Genomic DNA, 15,888 nt, shown 5'->3' on the forward strand with positions numbered 1-15,888 from the left:
AGTGATCACACCGGCTCATCCCGAGCCAATGACCACAGACAGGAGTCCTCTCATGACCCATCCCATCGCACTCATCACCGGCGCCAGCCGCGGCCTTGGCAAACAGGCGGCGCTGGCCCTCGCCGCCCGCGGCGTCGACCTCATCATCACCTATCGCAGTCAGGCCGATGAAGCGGCGGCCGTGGTGGCCGAGGCGACCACCCTCGGCGTCAGGGCCCATGCCCTGCCCCTCGATGTGGCCGACAGCAGCAGCTTTGCCGCGTTCGCCAGCCAGGTGCGCGAGCAGCTGGGCGCGTGGCAGCGGGATCGGTTCGATTTTCTGGTCAACAACGCCGGCATCGGCATTCACGCCAGCATCGAGCAGACCAGCGAGCAGCAGTTCGACACCCTGTTCAACATTCACCTCAAGGGGGTTTTCTTTCTGACCCAACAACTGCTGCCGCTTCTGCGCGATGGCGGGCGCATCCTCAATCTGTCGAGCGGGCTGACCCGCTTCGCGCTGCCCGGTTATGCCGCCTATGCGGCCATGAAGGGAGGGGTCGAGGTGCTGACCCGCTATCTGGCCAAGGAGCTGGGGCCGCGTGGCATCGCCGTCAATGTGGTGGCGCCGGGGGCCATCGAGACCGATTTTGGCGGGGGTGTGGTGCGGGACAATCAGGCGGTCAACGACTTCATCGCCAGCCAGACCGCGCTGGGTCGGGTGGGCCAGCCGGAGGACATCGGCGGCGTCATCGCCGCCCTGCTCTCCCCCGACAGTCGCTGGATCAATGCCCAGCGCATCGAGGCCTCCGGCGGCATGTTCCTCTAAGGCGTCCGCTCACCGACGCCGAGATCTCTCTGGGCCGCCTGCGTCTGACCGCTGGCGGCCTGGTGAGCCTCGGGCAAGTGCGCCGCCAGGGTAGCCACGGCGTCGACATCGACCCGCCCCTGGCTCGCCAGCTGTTGCAAGAATGCGAGCGCCGCGTCGGCGCTCAGCCCCACCCGGTAGGGTCTGTGCTGCACCATCGCCTGGAAGATGTCGGCCACCCGCAGGATCCTCGCCTCCAGCGGCATCGCCTCGGCGGTCAGGTGGAAGGGGTAGCCGCAGCCATTGGGCTCCTCGTGGTGATAGGAGGCCCACAGGGCAATCTCCTCGAAGCCGTCGATGTGGCGCAAAATCTGATAGGTTTCAAAGCTGTGGGTGTTGATGATGGCCCGCTCCCGCTCATCGAGTTTTCCCGCCTTGTCGAGGATCTCGTCGGGTACCCGCAGCTTGCCGAGATCGTGCAGCAGCCCGGCGATCTCCAGCTGCTCGCAGCGACCCTCCTCAACCCCCATCCATTGGGCCAGCCGCCGCGCCAACCTGGCCACCCCGAGGGAGTGGGCCACGGTGAAGGGGCTCTTGGCATCGACGATGGCCGAGAAGATGCGTGCCAGCTGCTTGAGCTCGCCGTTGCAGGTGAGGCAGGGCTCCCGCTCGCTCAACATGCCGCGCATGTAGTCGGTGATGGCGCGCCCCTCCAGCTGCAGCCAGAATGCCTCCGGCAGGGAGGCCCGCAAAAAGGCCGCCACCAGCTCGGGGTCGAAGAACTCGCCGGCGCACGCCTCGATCCGCTGCCGGATCTCCTGGGTGTGCATCAGCAGGGAGCCGTCCCCATAATGCGGGGCCGCCAAGGCATCGACCCGGTCGACCAGAAAGATGAGGTTGGCCTGGCGCCGCACCGTGGCCGTCACCCCCTGCTGCCGAACAAGTTGATGCCAGTGGGTGTGGTGATAGCGGATGGGCTCCGCCAGCGGGGCCAGCGGCGGGAAATCCTTGAGCAGATCGTAACCGACCTCGCAATGACGCTGGGAAGACTCCCAGTCGAACTCGCTGACCAGATGGCTGTGGATGAAGGTGGAGGAGACGCCGATGTCATGCAGCACCCCCAGCTCGAACAGGCAGGCCTGCTCGCTCTCACCGGCCCCCAGAGCCTTGCCACACTCGGCGGCCATGATGCCGACCCGCTTGCCGTGTGCCACATCGCCGATGCCGACCAGATCCAGCGATGCCGACAGGGCGTATACCAGCTGGCGCAGATCAACCTGCTGGGAAATGTGTTCACTCCTGCGAGTGTTAGGGATGTTGCTGTTCATGATTCACTTCCACATCTACCAACGTGAAAATCCCGTGTCGGGGGCCGAGTAAACACCATGAATTTAAATCAGAAAGTGGACTCTGGTAGCAGCCTCACCCAGATACCACCCACCTAATTGACAAAAATATGATTTGTATCAATCTGACAAAGTACGTGCCGGCTGTGTAATGGTTGTAAATGAAATGAGGCTTTTGGGTTACCTGAAACCATCAGTAATATTCATTCGGAAATGGTCTATGGTTAGAGCGAAATGGCCCCAACAGTCTGGATATCAACAAGTTGCCCATAAAGGAACCAACTATGAAAGCGCTAACCCTCCCCCTGTTTTACCTCTTGTCTTTACTCTTCTGCGGCCAGGCCTACAGCGCCGATGAGGTCATCCTCAGCGTCGCCGCCAAGGGTTGCTGCAACAACGCCGGCAAGATGGAGTACAGCCGCGCCCAGTTGCAGGCCCTACCACAAAGCAGCGTCACTACCACCACCCCTTGGACCAAAGATGCTCATATCTATCGCGGCGTCTTGCTCAAGACGGTGCTTGATACCCTCGGCATCACTACCGACAAGATAAAAGTGATGGCCCAAAATGATTACTTCGCCGTAATCCCGCGAGAAGATGTCGAAAAATATCCCGTACTGCTGGCCATCGAAGAAGATGGCAAGGCACTAACCCTTCGCAACAAGGGCCCTATTTGGGTCATTTACCCCCTATCGGACCATCCAGAGCTGGATATTGAGCAGTATCACAGCCTGATGGTGTGGCAAGTCATCAAGCTCGAAGGGATGTAATGATGATCAAAGGCAAGTTCATCTCCCTTGCCTTCATCATGGTCTCCTTTCTAGGGGTGACCATCTGGTCACTTTTTAATTACGATCGAGCCTTCAATGAACTGGTGAAGTACAATCAGCTCTCCGCTTGGTCTCTTGCCCAGCTTGAGCTGGAGCTGCACAGTTTTGATGAGCAGTTGTCGCTTTATCGCAGTGGCGAATCCGATGCCGCGCAGTTGAACAAAGCCTATGACATTGCTTGGAACCGGCTGGACATCTTCCTGACCGGGCAGGAAACAGCCATCATTCGTGGGCGTTATCACGCTAGTGAGAAGGTTGGCGCCTTCTTTGATGTACTCAAAGAGTATGAACAGGACGTCGTCAATCCAGAGCCCGATGCCCCTCGGCTTACCGAGATGGAAGCAAGAATAAGCAAGCTTTTACCTTCCATACGCGACCTTATGGTAATGAACTTCACTGGCCCTTCTGCCATCAAGCAGCGCCAGGAGCTGCAACAATCGAGAGAAGGCCACGTCCTAGTCCTGATTGTCCTGCTGGCCATCGGACTGCTCATCCTGTTTGTGGTCTCGCGAGAGATGAAACTGCAGCATTTTCTGGCCTGGAACGATCCACTCACCTTGCTACCCAACCGCGCAGCCTTTATTTCAAGACTCGAGCGAATCTCACACAGCAAGCGGTCCAGTGATAAAACCCTGACCATCTGCCTGATCGAACTCAACAACTTCAAGGAGGTCAACGATAGTCTGGGCTATGCCGCAGGGGATGAACTGCTGACCATGGTGGCCAACCAAATCAGGGAGTACGCCCATGAGACAGCTTTCATCGCTCGTATGGGCGGCGATGAATTTGCCCTCTTCATCTATGGCGCCATGCCCATCGAACACCGTGTTCCCTACCTTGTCCATCTGCTGGATGAACTCAAGCCCACCGTCTTTCAGGCCGATCCAGCACACCGGGTTCGCGTCAGCATGGGGATAAGCCAGCACCCCATCACGGCCCACAAGATTGAGGAGCTGATCCTGTTTGCTGATCTTGCCCTCGCCAACGCCAAAAAGCTCAAGGAGAATCACCTGCAGGTGTTCAACCACCGGATGTTCGAACACTACAGCCGCAACCGTAAGCTGGCTGCCGAACTGCGTGAACATCTGAACGTTATTTCCAACAGCACTCTTTATCTGCACTACCAACCAGTGATAAAACCGGGCAATCCCTACAACATCGGGGCCGAGGTGCTGATCCGCTGGCATCACCCCGAATACGGCTTCATCAACCCGCTGGACATCATCTCCATGGCCGAGGAAAACGGCCTCGGCGAACTGCTCGGAAAATGGATTTTCAGCCGGGTCAACCACGATATGTCGCAACTGCCGGCCAGCTTTATCGACAAACTTGAGCTGGCCATCAATCTCTCCAACTCCATGTTCACCCCGGCCCTGTTCCACCAGGTCAATGACATGCTACAACAAAGCCCGCTGCGCGCCGAACAGCTCATTCTGGAACTGACCGAAACCATCGCACTCGACGATCTGCCGCTCAGCCAACGCATCTTCAAGGAACTCAAACACATCCACGTGCGCATCGCGCTGGATGATTTCGGAACCGGCTGGTCCTCCTTCTCCTATCTGATGTCCCTGAGCTTTGACAAGCTCAAGATTGACAAGTCCTTCGTCAGCAACATAGAAAGCGACCCTAGGCAGTTCATGTTCGTCGAATCTATTACCAAGCTTTCCCATCAGTTGGGCCTGGTGGTAGTGGCAGAAGGGGTGGAGAGCCTGCATGAACTGCAGCAGCTGGCCCACATCGGGGTGGATGAAATACAAGGTTACTACTACTCCAAACCCCTCTCTCCAGCTGAGTTTTTCATCTACGCCATGACCCATCTGGCCCACAACGCAGAAGAGAACGTGGACGTCAGTTATCACTGAGCCTTAACCTGCCTCTCTCATCTCTTGCTTGCCGTATCGACCCGCCAAAAAAACGGGCCCCGCCAGTTGGCGGGGCCCATCGAGGGGATGGATTGGGTTACAGTGTCTTGCCGCCCGAGCTTATCACCGTCTGGTACCAGTAGAAGCTGTCCTTCTTGAGCCGGCGCAGGGAGCCCCCCTGCTCGTCCCGCTCAACATAGACGAAGCCGTAGCGCTTCTGGTAGCCGTTGAGCCAGCTCAGGATGTCGGTGAACGACCAGGCGCAATAGCCCAAGAGCTCCACCCCGTCCTGCAGCGCCTCCTGGCACGCCTTGACGTGGCTGCGCAGATAGTCGATGCGGTAGTCGTCGTGCACCCTGTCTCCTGCCGCCAGCTTGTCGAACTCGCCGAGGCCGTTCTCGGTGATCATCAGCGGCAGGCCGTAGCGAGAAGATAGCCGGCGCAGGGCGATGCGCATCCCGGTCGGATCGATGGCCCAGTCCCAGTTGCTGGTCTCCAGGTGCGGGTTGGGGGCCGTCTTGTAGAGGCCGGGAATGCCGCTTGGCGGCGTAGTGCCCTTCTTGCCCGTGGTGTTGATGCGCTGCATCGTCTGGCCGCCGAGCGGGTTGTCGGTATAGGTCAGGGTGTAGTAGTAGTTGACGCCTATGTAGTCGGGGGTCCCTTCCCGCAACAGCTCGAGATCGCCCGGCAGGATCTCCGGCGCCTCGCCATTTTCCCGCAAATAGGCGAGCGCCGCCTGGGGGTAGCGACCGAAGCAGTAGGCATCCAGCCACCAGAGGTTGGTGAACTCCTCGGCATTCTCGTAAGCCAGCATGTCTTTGGGGTCGCACGAGGCCGGATAGGCGGGAGAATAGGCAAAGCTTGGGCCGATCAGCCCCCCCGGCACGTGCTGGCGAAATGCCTTGATGGCCCTGGCGTTGGCCAGAAACGCGATGTGGTTGGCGGCAAAGAAGCGCTTGCGATCCTGCACCGCGGGCGGATGGGTGCCGAGCTGATAGGCGTTGGTCAGGTTGTAGTTCTGTTCGTTGAGCGACACCCAGTACTTCACCTTGCCGGCAAAGCGCTGATAGAGGGTCACGCAGTAGCGCTCGAAATCGGCGATGATCCGTCTGTCTTCCCAGCCGCCGTACTCATCCTGCAGCGCCTGGGGCAGGTCCCAGTGATAGAGGGTGAGCACCGGCTCAATCTGGCGAGCCAGCAGGGTGTCGATGAGTTTTTCATAGAAGGCGAGCCCCGCCTCGTTCACCTCGCCACGACCGGTCGGATAGATGCGCGGCCAGCTTACCGAGAAGCGGTAGGCCTTGAGCCCCATCTCGGCCATCAGCGCCACGTCCTCCTCCATGCGGTGGTAGTGATCCACCGCCACGTCGCCGTTGCTCCCCTCAAAGGTCTTGCCAGGCAGCTTGGTGAAGCGATCCCACACCGAGGGCCCCTTGCCATCGGCGTCCCAGCCTCCTTCCACCTGATAGGCGGCGGAGGCGGCGCCCCACAGAAAATCTTGCGGGAAGTCGTTGAACTTGTGGTGATGCATCTGGGGTTGCTCCTTCTGCGGCGGTGGCGATGGCCACCTATCTATGCACCGACTGGCGGTGCCCAATGGAATTGGCATTAGCATCGAACAGTTCTAAAATTCCGTCCAATGACAAATTTAACCATTCAACATTCCAAACAGGAATCACAGGAGCCGACATGGAGTTGCGGGATCTGAAGGCCTTCGTCACCCTGGGGGAGGTATTGCACTTCGGTCAGGCGGCGGTGCGCCAGCATGTCACCCAGTCGGCGCTGAGCAAGCAGATCCGCCGGCTGGAAGAGGAATTTGGCGGCGAGCTGTTCGAGCGCAATGCCAGCAGCACCCGTCTCACCGTGCTGGGGCGCGCCCTCTATGAGGATGCCCGCGCCCTGGTGGCGGCCAGCGAGCAGCTAGCACGCAGCGCCCGCGACGTGCTGGCTGGCAACAGCGGCACCCTGCGCATCGGCTTCGGGGTCGCCACCAAGCTGCTGGTGCCCGCCGCCATCGCGCAATTTCGGGCCGAACGCCCCCAGGTGACCATAGAGCTCAACGATCTCTCCACCCACCATCAGTTGCTGGCCCTGAGCGAAGGCAAGCTGGATCTCGGCTTCTGCCGCCTGCCCGCCCCCAAGGGGTGGCCGTGTCTGCCGGTGGTGCGGGCCCATTTTGTCGCCGTGCTGCCCGCCAGTTACGCCGGCGTGAGCAAGCTGGCTGATCTGGTGGACAAACCGCTGGCGATCCTGCGCCGGGACAAGGCCCCCTCGTTTTACGATCACCTGATGCACTACCTGGCCCAGAGCGGGCTGCGTTTTCGCGATATCCAGTACGTCAACGACTTCGCCGCCGGGGTCGCCACCGCCGCCGCTGATATCGCCTGGACCCTGGTGCCCTCCTCCACCACCATAGAGCACCCGGACGTGCTGACCCTGCCGCTGACCGAAGGAGAAGCCTGCTGGACCATAGGCCTTATTCGCCCGCCCCACAGCAAGGGGCCGCTGATCGAGGCCTTCTGGCAGACAGTCGCCAGCATGAGCGAGCCGGCCCTGCCATAAGGAAAGGTCCGGGCAAGGACCAGCGGGCAAACATCTATGAGGGCGGCAGGGATGGCGCAGCGGGGCATCGCGGCATGCTGTCTGGCATTCCCCCCTATGACCACATTGGGCATCTCCAAAGGGGTACATTGGTAATCTAAAGGAAAAATGTACTTATCAATTTGCAACAGCTCTCATCCTTCTGATTGCAAAATGCGATGAAATAGTGATTTTCTCCCTCCTTCACTCCCAACAACACCACGCCATAACTGATTTCTACTATCAGGCACACTTATTGCCTTTCCTCTCATGCCTAGTTTGCTGTTGCCCTGGCATCTGTTTCTCACGACTTCATGGAGGAAAGTAATGAGGTTCAATGTGTTTGAAGCCCCCCAGCTGACCATCACGGCGCTCAACGACTACTCGATCCAGGTGCCCACCAGCGATGCCGCCCAGTATCAGGTGATCCTGGCCCGCAGCATCGATGGCAAGCCGCTGTCGGTGCGTGACAAGGGGCCCCTGTTCCTGATCTACCCGTTCGATCAATACCCCGAGCTTCGCAACAAGCTCTATTACGGCCGTGCCATCTGGCAGATCAACAAGATCAAGGTGGAGTGAACCGCATCATGCAATCCATGGCAGCCAGTCAGCGCTCCCTGTTCGTCGTGCTCTGCGTGCTGTTGCTGGCGTTTGCCGGTATCGGTACCGTCCAGTACCGGCAGTTCGAAGAGCTGCAGCACAGCACCAGTCAGGGTGAAGACAACGTCATGTGGAACTATTTCCAGCTCTACAACGAGGCGCTGCGCTTTCAAAATGCCCTGAAAAATGAGCCGCAGGTCAAGTTCCAGCTCAGATACGACATTCTGGTCAGCCGAATTGAGCTGGTGCTGGAGAGCAAGGATCGCAACCTGCTGCAACATACCCAGATTTATCAGCAGGCCAGCAAGGAGATGCGCCGCTTCATCGCCCTGGCCGATCTCTGGCTCGGGCCGGTCCAGCACGAGCCGCTGGATCAGGCGGCCCGCCAGCAGCTTGATCAACAGCTGACCGCCCTGCTCCCCCAGCTCCACCAGCTGACCCTGGAGGTCAACGAGCAGGCGACCCTGCTTGACGTCGCCCGCCGCGAGGGGGTTCGCCAGCAGATCATCACCACCAGCCTGATCGCGGTCCTGCAGTTTGCCCTGCTGTTCGTGCTGGCCCTGCTCATCTGGCGGCAGATGAATATCTCGTTCCTGCAGCACAAGCTGATGCAGCAGCTCAACGAGAAGCTGGTGCGGGCCAACCGCGAGGCCGAAGCGGGTCAGCGGGCGAAAAGCAGCTTTCTGGCCAACATGAGCCACGAGATCCGCACCCCCATGAACGGCATACTCGGCATGTTGTCGCTGCTGGCGGATCGCACTATGGCCCCCAGAGAGCGGGAGTACCTGGAGACGGCCCGGGAGTCAGCCAACCATCTGCTGGGGCTGCTCAACGACATTCTGGATATCTCGAAACTGGAAGAGGGGCGCATCGAGCTGCAACTCGTGCCCCACCATCTGCCCAAGCTGCTGGAGGATATCCGGGCCCTGATGCAGAGCAATTGCGATGCGAAGGGGATCAAGCTCAGCCTGACCCTGGCCCCCAACACGCCGGAATGGTTGATGATGGACCCCCTGCGGGTGCGCCAGATCCTGTTCAACCTGCTCAGCAACGCCATCAAGTTCACCCATCAGGGCGAGGTGAACATCAGGGTGGACAGCCAGCCGCTGGACAAGGAGCGTCATTCGATTCGGATCGCGATTCAGGACACCGGCATCGGCATGAGCAAGTACCAGATGGGCAACCTGTTCCAGCGATTCTCCCAGGCCGACATCTCCATCACCCGCCAATATGGTGGCTCGGGGCTGGGTCTCGAGATCTCCCGCAACCTCGCCCGCCTGATGGGGGGCGACATCTCGGTCGAGAGCCACGAGGGGTTCGGCAGCACCTTTACCTATCTCTGGCCTGCCCAGGCGACCACCCCGTCGATGACCAGCCTGCCCAGCAAGCCGATCAGTCAGGAGAGCTATCGCATCTTGCTGGTGGACGACAATGCCACCAATCGCAAGGTCATCGGTGCCATGCTAGCGTCTGCCGGCCATCGGGTGACGCTGGCGCTGCAGGGGGAAGATGCGCTGGCCAGACTGGCGCAAGAGACCTTCGACATCGTGCTGATGGATGTGCAGATGCCGGTGATGGACGGGCTGGCGGCCACCACTCATATTCGCGCCTCGCGCCAGAGCTGGGCCGACATTCCCATCATCGCCCTGACCGCGGATGCCATGCCCGAATCGAAGCAGTACTACCTGTCCCACGGCATGAACGGCTACATCACCAAGCCCATCAGCAAGGAGACGCTGCTGGGGGAGATCAACCGTCACCTGGTGCGCGAGCAGCGCAAGCGCACTATGACCCTGGGCAATCAGACTTGAAGCGGCGCCGCTGCGCCCGAACGCAGCGGCGTGAAGGTAGCAGGCGCTGGCTCGACGATGCGGGCACCCGCCATGGGCGCCCGTTTTCACGCTTGAGCCAGACCCAGGTTCACTCCCGCCACCAGGGGCTGCCGCCATGGGGAGCCTGCAAGGTCAGCGGCTCCCCCATCATGGGGGTGGTCAGCGGGATCTGCTGCTCTGCCGCCAGCCGGGTGATCTGCTCCAGCGGCTCATCCCATGGGTGCATGGCAAGATCGAAGGTGCCATTGTGGATGGGATAGAGCCAGGCTGCGCGCAGATCATGAAACGCCTGCGCGGTCTGGGCCGGAAACATGTGCACATGGGCCCAGCGCTCGTTGTAGGCCCCCGTCTCGAGGAAGGCCATGTCAAACGGGCCATGGCGCTCACCTATCTCCTTGAAGCCGGCGAAATAGCCGCTGTCGCCGCTGAAGAACAGCTTGCACTCATCGCTGCGAATGACCCAGGAGGCCCACAGAGTCTGGTTGCCATCGCTCAAGCCGCGGCCGGAGAAGTGCTGGGCCGGCGTGGCGATGAGCTCGATGCCATCGACCCGGGTCTGCTGCCACCAGTCCAGCTCCCTGATCTTGTGCGCCGGCACGCCCCAGGCGCGGAGCCTGGCCCCGACCCCGAGCGGGGTGATGAAGTGCGCCACCCGCCCCTGCAGCGCCACTATGGTGGCGTGATCCAGGTGGTCATAGTGATCGTGGGAGAGGATCACCCCGGCCAGGGGCGGCAGATCCTCAAGGGCCATGGGCGGGGCGTGCCAGCGCCTGGGGCCAAGCCATGAGAGCGGTGAGGCACGCTCGCTGAAGACGGGATCGGTCAACCAGAACTGGCCGCACAATTTGAGCAGCAGGCTGGAGTGGCCCAGCCGCCAGACGCTGAGATCCGGAGCCGCCATGACATCCGCAAGGGTCATGGCCTGCACCGGGATGGCGCGATCCGGCAGGGTACCGGCGGGCTTGCCAAACAGGAAGTCACGCCAGATCCCGACCTCTTTCCAGACACTGCGCGCGGGGGGCGCCACCAGATTGTGAAACCGGCCCGCCCGATACTGGGTTGAGTCCTGGTGTTCGGGCAGACCCGATTGCAATACAGACGAGATAATACCGGCCATCGCGGCTCCTGTGAGTCATAACAACATAAGGGCCCCGGCGAACCGGGGTGACGCGAGCGTTGCCAAGACACGCGGCAGTGGCCGGGTGCCTTGCACGGCTCGCTTTCAAACAGGGCGCCTCAGCGCCCCACCAGTTTTCCCAGATGCGCCGGGTAGCGCCCCCCTTCCAGCTCGATGCCTGCCACGGCGGCGTCAATGTCGGTCAGCTCGTGGCTGCCGAGCCTGATGGCGGCGGCCCCCAGGTTCTCTTCCAGCCGGTGCAGTTTGGTGGTGCCCGGAATGGGCACGATCCAGGGCCGCTGGGCCAGCAGCCAGGCAAGCGCAATCTGGGCCGGCGTCACCCCCTTGCTGGCGGCCAGATCCCCCAGCACCTCCACCAGGCGCAGGTTGGCGGCGCGGGCCTCCTCGGCAAAGCGCGGCACTATGCTGCGAAAATCGTTCGCCTCGAAGCGGGTATCGGCCTTGATGGCCCCGGTCAGAAAGCCCTTGCCAAGCGGGCTGAACGGCACGAAACCTATCCCCAGCTCGTCGAGCAGCGGCAGGATCGTCTGCTCGGGCTCACGCCACCAGAGGGAATATTCGCTCTGCAGCGCCGCCACCGGCTGCACCTTGTGGGCACGGCGGATGGAATCGACGCCGGCCTCGGACAGACCGAAGTGGCGCACTTTCCCCTCGCGGATCAGATCCTGTACTGTGCCGGCCACCTCCTCCATCGGCACCTCTGGATCGACGCGGTGTTGATAGAAGAGATCGATGACATCGGTGTTGAGCCGGCGCAGGGAGGCCTCGGCCACGGCGCGGATATTCTCCGGCCGGCTGTCCAGCCCATCGGGTACCTTGCCGTGCTTGAAGCCGAACTTGGTGGCGATCACCACCTTGTCGCGAAACGGGGCCAGCGCCTCCCCCAGCAGCAACTCGTTGTCGCCCGGGCCATAGGCTTCGGCGGTATCGAAGAAGGTGACCCCGAGCTCATGGGCGCGCCGGATCAGGGCGATCGCCTCCGCTTTGTCGGTGGCGGGGCCATAACCAAAGCTCAAGCCCATGCAGCCCAGACCGATGGCGGATACCGTCAGCCCGCTGTGACCCAATTGACGTGTTTGCATGCTTGCTCCTTTTCTCACAATGCAGCCGGAACTGCCCTGGTAACCATGGATGCACAGCCCCTTGTCTCAACCAACCCGAAGGGGAGTCAAGCGCTAAAGGCTGGCGCGGTCGATGGACGCACTATAGAGATGGGATAAACATCGAACTAGACGGTAAATGGCGGAATCAGTTACAACCAAATGATGTAAATCCATGAGCCAGACCATGATCAACGAATTGCGCTCCATCACCACCTTCGTACACACGGCCGAGCTGGGCAGCCTCAGCAAGGCGGCCGAGGCCCAGCAGATCTCTCCCCAGGCCGCCAGCAAGGCGCTCGGGCAGCTGGAAAGCTATCTGGGGGTACGCCTGTTTCATCGCACCACCCGCAGCATGTCGCTGACCGAAGAGGGGCAACGATTTCTGGAGGCGGCGCAGCCTGCCCTGCTCGGCCTGCAACAGGCCCTGACGGCGGCGCGCCAGACCCGTGAGGAGTTCGCCGGCCCGCTGCGAATAGTGGGCCCGCGCTCCGTGGTGCAGACGGTCATAGGGCCGCTGCTGGAGGAGTACTGCCGCCGCTATCCCGATGTGCAGCCGGATATCCGGCTCGATGACAGGGTCGGCAACTGGGTGGAGGAGCGGGTCGATGTGGGGCTGCGCATCGGCATCTCGCCCCAGGAGGGGCTGATCGCGCGCCGCCTGTTCCCCATGCAGCTCATCATCTGCGCCGCCCCCGCGTATCTGCGCAAATATGGCGTACCCCTCACCCTGCACGATCTTGCCCTGCATCGCTGCAGTGCCTTTCGCCACGCCGGCAACGGACGCCTGATCCCCTGGTACGTCAAGATGGGGGACGAATTGCAGGAGCATCCGGTGCGCCCGGCACTCTCCACCAACGACGAGATGGTGGAGCTGGGGGCCGTACTGGCCGGCGATGTCATCGGCCAGCTAGCCGGGCCGACGGCGGCGGCGCATATCCGCGCCGGCCGCCTGGTGCCCTTGCTGCTCGAGCACATGACCCAGAGGCTCGGCCTGTTTCTCTACTACGGCAGTCGCGCCGCCCAGCCCGCCCGGGTGCGCCACTTCATCGATCTGGCGATCGCCAGCCTCGCGGACAACCGCGCCTATGTGCTCGACCTGGATGAACTGGAGCAGGCCCATCGGGCCGGCATGGCGTCGCTGCAAGCGACATGACGCCCGCGCCCCCGTCCCGGCGCCGCAGACCAGCGCCCAGGCCTTCCCTTACATGAAGTACGGCTTGTCGCCCTCGCTGCCGGGTTGGTGGATGCCAAGGTTCTCCCCCAGATGCAGCTCGGGCGAGACCAGGATCCGGGTGATGAGCTCCCCCACGCTCCTGCGCGACACCACAGTGCCCAAGAAGGGCTGGCCCTTGGCGGTCAGCTCGTAATCCACTTCATCCTCATCGGTCAGCCAGGCCGGGCGCAAGATGGTGTAATCCAGCCCCGATGCCTCGATGGCGTCCGCCGCGCGCCGGTAGGGTTTAAGCTCCTCGCCGATGATGCCGCGATTCCATTCGCCGAACTTGCCGGGCACCTCGTCGTAGATCCCGAGCGACAGCACGAAGACCAGGCGCTTCACTCCGGCGGCCTGCATGGCGGTGATGATCGCCTGGGCCTGCTTGTCCAGGTTGTCGCCACTGAGGTTGGCGTAGACGATCTCTTGTCCTGCCATCGCCTCCTTGAGCAGCGGCTTGTCCAGCACGCTGCCGATCACCACCCTGGCGTTGGCCGGCTCACGGCCGCTCAATTTCCTGGGATCGCGCAGCAGCAAGGTCTGGCGGAGGTCGCCCTGCCCGGCGAGCCCCTTGACCACCCACCGGGCTATCTGGCCGCTGGCGCCGAGGATCAATACGTTTCGCATATCGGTTGACCTTTCGTTTGTCGCTTGAATGGGCGGGGATGCCCCCACCGCGGGATCACAGGGTGCGCTGGAAGAAGGGCACCACGCTTGCCATGGCGATGGCCACCGGCTCGGGTTTGTCGTAGAGGTCGTAGTGGGACCAGCCTTCGGCCACGACGATGTGCTTGTCGGTGGAGGCGGCGCGGCCGTAGATCTCCCAACCATCACGATAGGCCCCAAAGCCCCCTGCCTTGTCGCCGATCACCACCATCAGCGGCTGGGTCAGCAGCACCTCGGCATGGAGGAAGGCATCCCACCCCATGGCGGCGCCGGTGAAGGACATCAGCTGGCGGGTCGCGCCATGGGGCTGCTGACCGCGCGCCGTCTTGTAGTACTCGGTGGCCTCCAGCACGTCGATGTCGGTGATGCCTGCCGCGGTGGCCGCCGCCACGGACTCTGGCAGCAGTTCGGCGGGCTCAGTGGCGTCACCTTGTGCCTGCGCCGTGCGCATCCGGGCGATGCTCTGGGCCAGCTCAAGAGGTTTGAACTGGGCGAAGCCTTCACGGATCAGGCGGCCATAGTTGACCCCGGTGATGGAGACCAGCGCCTTGAGGCGGTGATCCGTGATGCCCGCATGGATGGTGTAGGCGCCGCCGCCGCACACGCCGATGGCGCCGATGCGATCGTTGTCCACATAAGGCAGGGATTGCAGATAGTCCACCGCGAAGCGGATGTCGGAGACCCGAATGGCCGGATCCTCGATAAAGCGCGGCTCACCGCCGCTGGCGCCCTGGAAGCTGGCGTCGGGCACCAGTACCACGAACCCTGCCGCGGCCATCCCCTTGGCGTAGACATTGCCGGCGGTCTGCTCCTTGCAGCTGCCGATGGGGTGGGTGCTGACGATGGCCGGGTAGCGCTTTTGCTCGTCGAAATCGGGCGGCAGGTAGAGGTCGGCCGCCGTCTGCCAGCCCAGGTTCTGATAGGTCAGGTTCAATACATGGCTCATGATGATGCTCCTCGATAAGCGAGAGGGGCCTCCCCCTCTCGCGGGCCGATTAGTTCAGGGTTCGCAGGAAGAAGGGGGCCAGCTTGGCGACGGCCTCGTCGACATGGCGGGGCACATCGTAGAGGGACATGTGATTGGCCCCCTCCACCACATGCAGGGTCTTGTCTGTGCTCGCGGCGCGCTCCAGCAGGTCATCGCTCATCCACTTGCTGCCGGCCACACTGCCAGCCACCGCCAGAATGGGCTGGGTCAGGAAGGCCTCGGCCTTGTGATAGGCGTCGTAGGTGATGATCTGGTTCAGGTTGCGGGTCAGCGCAAAGCCCGGCGCGTTGGGGTGCTCGCAGCGCGGGGTATGGTAGTACTCCCAGGCTTCGCGCAGCTCCTCGTTGGGGGCATCCTCTTCACGCAGGGGCGCCAAGGGGATGGTGGCGTAGGCGGTGCCTGACGCATCCGTGGTGCGCGCCTGGGAGCCGAAGTCCAGATAGCCCATGGCATCGGCATCCTTGACGCTGTTGTCCCAGCCATTGCGGAACATCTGGCCGATGTTGACCGCGCTGACCATGCCGAGCGCCTTGATACGGCGATCCTGGATGGCGGCATTGGCGCTGTAGCCGGCACCGGCGCAGATGCCCATGGCCCCGATCTTGTGCTGATCGACATAGGGCAGCGTGGTCAGGTAGTCCACCACGGCGCTGACGTCCTCGGTGCTGACATGGGGGTTCTCCAGCTGACGCGGCTCGCCCGAGCTCTCGCCCTGATAGGAGCGGTCAAAGGCGATGGCGATGAGGCCCTGCTCGGCCAGCTTGCTGGCGTACAGGCCCGCGGTCTGCTCCTTCACCCCGCCGCCGGGGTGGGAGACCACGACCGCCGGGTACTGCTTGCGCTCATTGAAGTGCGGCGGGAAGTGAAGGATGGCAGCCATAGTGATGCCTTGGCCGTTGCGATTGGGGAAGGTGACGTGGGACATGGTCGGGCTCTCCGT

14 protein-coding genes are annotated in these 15,888 nt (G+C 62.1%); 7 read left to right on the forward strand and 7 right to left on the reverse strand.

The window, feature by feature from the left end:
• Positions 1-52: 52 nt before the first annotated feature.
• Complete coding sequence (locus I6L38_RS09115) at positions 53-808, forward strand: SDR family NAD(P)-dependent oxidoreductase (RefSeq protein WP_216989444.1); 756 nt, start codon at positions 53-55, stop codon at positions 806-808.
• Here I6L38_RS09115 and I6L38_RS09120 read toward each other — a convergent pair.
• Positions 805-2,115: an HD-GYP domain-containing protein gene (locus I6L38_RS09120; protein WP_216989445.1), complete on the reverse strand. Its 1,311-nt coding sequence runs from the start codon at positions 2,113-2,115 to the stop codon at positions 805-807. The genes I6L38_RS09115 and I6L38_RS09120 overlap by 4 nt on opposite strands.
• 302 nt (positions 2,116-2,417) lie before the next feature.
• On the opposite strand from I6L38_RS09120, the gene I6L38_RS09125 reads away from it, so the two are divergent.
• Both I6L38_RS09125 and I6L38_RS09130 read left to right on the forward strand, forming a co-directional pair.
• A complete protein-coding gene (locus I6L38_RS09125) occupies positions 2,418-2,903 on the forward strand; it encodes a molybdopterin-dependent oxidoreductase (RefSeq protein WP_017781427.1) in 486 nt (161 codons plus the stop codon).
• Positions 2,903-4,828, forward strand: a complete 1,926-nt coding sequence (locus I6L38_RS09130; protein ID WP_216989446.1) for a bifunctional diguanylate cyclase/phosphodiesterase — start codon at positions 2,903-2,905, stop codon at positions 4,826-4,828. The genes I6L38_RS09125 and I6L38_RS09130 overlap by 1 nt, the downstream gene beginning before the upstream one ends.
• A 97-nt stretch (positions 4,829-4,925) precedes the next feature.
• On the opposite strand, the gene I6L38_RS09135 is transcribed toward I6L38_RS09130, so the two are convergent.
• On the reverse strand, positions 4,926-6,359 hold the full coding sequence (locus I6L38_RS09135) for a glycoside hydrolase family 1 protein (RefSeq protein WP_216989447.1): 1,434 nt from the start codon (positions 6,357-6,359) through the stop codon (positions 4,926-4,928).
• 158 nt (positions 6,360-6,517) lie between these two features.
• Between I6L38_RS09135 and I6L38_RS09140 the strand changes: the two genes are divergently transcribed.
• The 3 genes from I6L38_RS09140 (at position 6,518) to I6L38_RS09150 (ending at position 9,819) form a co-directional block, all read left to right on the forward strand.
• Entirely contained in the window at positions 6,518-7,390 is an 873-nt protein-coding gene (locus I6L38_RS09140) for a LysR family transcriptional regulator (protein ID WP_216989448.1), read from the forward strand.
• A gap of 357 nt (positions 7,391-7,747) precedes the next feature.
• A complete protein-coding gene (locus tag I6L38_RS09145) occupies positions 7,748-7,987 on the forward strand; it encodes a hypothetical protein (RefSeq protein WP_235589348.1) in 240 nt (79 codons plus the stop codon).
• A gap of 8 nt (positions 7,988-7,995) precedes the next feature.
• The gene (locus tag I6L38_RS09150) at positions 7,996-9,819 is read left to right on the forward strand and encodes an ATP-binding protein (protein ID WP_254204199.1); all 1,824 of its coding nucleotides are present in this window, start codon (positions 7,996-7,998) and stop codon (positions 9,817-9,819) included.
• A gap of 109 nt (positions 9,820-9,928) precedes the next feature.
• On the opposite strand, the gene I6L38_RS09155 is transcribed toward I6L38_RS09150, so the two are convergent.
• Together I6L38_RS09155 and I6L38_RS09160 are read right to left on the reverse strand one after the other, a co-directional pair.
• Positions 9,929-10,957: an MBL fold metallo-hydrolase gene (locus I6L38_RS09155; RefSeq protein ID WP_254204200.1), complete on the reverse strand. Its 1,029-nt coding sequence runs from the start codon at positions 10,955-10,957 to the stop codon at positions 9,929-9,931.
• Positions 10,958-11,076: 119 nt separating this feature from the next.
• Positions 11,077-12,060, reverse strand: coding sequence for an aldo/keto reductase (locus I6L38_RS09160; protein WP_216989450.1), 984 nt, complete (start codon positions 12,058-12,060; stop codon positions 11,077-11,079).
• A 193-nt stretch (positions 12,061-12,253) separates the two neighbouring features.
• Here I6L38_RS09160 and I6L38_RS09165 point away from each other — a divergent pair, with 193 nt between their 5' ends.
• Positions 12,254-13,234: a LysR family transcriptional regulator gene (locus I6L38_RS09165; RefSeq protein WP_080761011.1), complete on the forward strand. Its 981-nt coding sequence runs from the start codon at positions 12,254-12,256 to the stop codon at positions 13,232-13,234.
• 48 nt (positions 13,235-13,282) lie between these two features.
• On the opposite strand, the gene I6L38_RS09170 is transcribed toward I6L38_RS09165, so the two are convergent.
• Genes I6L38_RS09170 through I6L38_RS09180 form a run of 3 tightly spaced genes read right to left on the reverse strand, consistent with a single transcriptional unit; the run spans position 13,283 to position 15,873 of the window.
• Positions 13,283-13,921, reverse strand: coding sequence for an SDR family oxidoreductase (locus I6L38_RS09170; protein ID WP_201880765.1), 639 nt, complete (start codon positions 13,919-13,921; stop codon positions 13,283-13,285).
• A gap of 55 nt (positions 13,922-13,976) precedes the next feature.
• On the reverse strand, positions 13,977-14,906 hold the full coding sequence (locus I6L38_RS09175) for an alpha/beta hydrolase (protein ID WP_026141351.1): 930 nt from the start codon (positions 14,904-14,906) through the stop codon (positions 13,977-13,979).
• 49 nt (positions 14,907-14,955) lie between these two features.
• Positions 14,956-15,873 carry an alpha/beta hydrolase gene (locus tag I6L38_RS09180; RefSeq protein ID WP_201880767.1) on the reverse strand — a complete coding sequence of 306 codons (918 nt, stop codon included), beginning with the start codon at positions 15,871-15,873 and terminating at the stop codon, positions 14,956-14,958.
• Positions 15,874-15,888 lie beyond the last annotated feature (15 nt).

It is taken from the genome of Aeromonas sp. FDAARGOS 1408, assembly GCF_019048665.1.
In the GTDB taxonomy this organism is placed as follows: Bacteria; Pseudomonadota; Gammaproteobacteria; order Enterobacterales; family Aeromonadaceae; genus Aeromonas; species Aeromonas dhakensis.

What these genes read in the sequence shown, in the direction of transcription:
- I6L38_RS09115 (WP_216989444.1), top strand. Translation starts at nt 53, where the DNA reads ATGACCCATCCCATCGCACTCATCACCGGCGCCAGCCGCGGCCTTGGC.
- I6L38_RS09120 (WP_216989445.1), bottom strand. Translation starts at nt 2,115, where the DNA reads ATGAACAGCAACATCCCTAACACTCGCAGGAGTGAACACATTTCCCAG.
- I6L38_RS09125 (WP_017781427.1), top strand. Translation starts at nt 2,418, where the DNA reads ATGAAAGCGCTAACCCTCCCCCTGTTTTACCTCTTGTCTTTACTCTTC.
- I6L38_RS09130 (WP_216989446.1), top strand. Translation starts at nt 2,903, where the DNA reads ATGATGATCAAAGGCAAGTTCATCTCCCTTGCCTTCATCATGGTCTCC.
- I6L38_RS09135 (WP_216989447.1), bottom strand. Translation starts at nt 6,359, where the DNA reads ATGCATCACCACAAGTTCAACGACTTCCCGCAAGATTTTCTGTGGGGC.
- I6L38_RS09140 (WP_216989448.1), top strand. Translation starts at nt 6,518, where the DNA reads ATGGAGTTGCGGGATCTGAAGGCCTTCGTCACCCTGGGGGAGGTATTG.
- I6L38_RS09150 (WP_254204199.1), top strand. Translation starts at nt 7,996, where the DNA reads ATGCAATCCATGGCAGCCAGTCAGCGCTCCCTGTTCGTCGTGCTCTGC.
- I6L38_RS09155 (WP_254204200.1), bottom strand. Translation starts at nt 10,957, where the DNA reads ATGGCCGGTATTATCTCGTCTGTATTGCAATCGGGTCTGCCCGAACAC.
- I6L38_RS09160 (WP_216989450.1), bottom strand. Translation starts at nt 12,060, where the DNA reads ATGCAAACACGTCAATTGGGTCACAGCGGGCTGACGGTATCCGCCATC.
- I6L38_RS09165 (WP_080761011.1), top strand. Translation starts at nt 12,254, where the DNA reads ATGAGCCAGACCATGATCAACGAATTGCGCTCCATCACCACCTTCGTA.
- I6L38_RS09170 (WP_201880765.1), bottom strand. Translation starts at nt 13,921, where the DNA reads ATGCGAAACGTATTGATCCTCGGCGCCAGCGGCCAGATAGCCCGGTGG.
- I6L38_RS09175 (WP_026141351.1), bottom strand. Translation starts at nt 14,906, where the DNA reads ATGAGCCATGTATTGAACCTGACCTATCAGAACCTGGGCTGGCAGACG.
- I6L38_RS09180 (WP_201880767.1), bottom strand. Translation starts at nt 15,873, where the DNA reads ATGTCCCACGTCACCTTCCCCAATCGCAACGGCCAAGGCATCACTATG.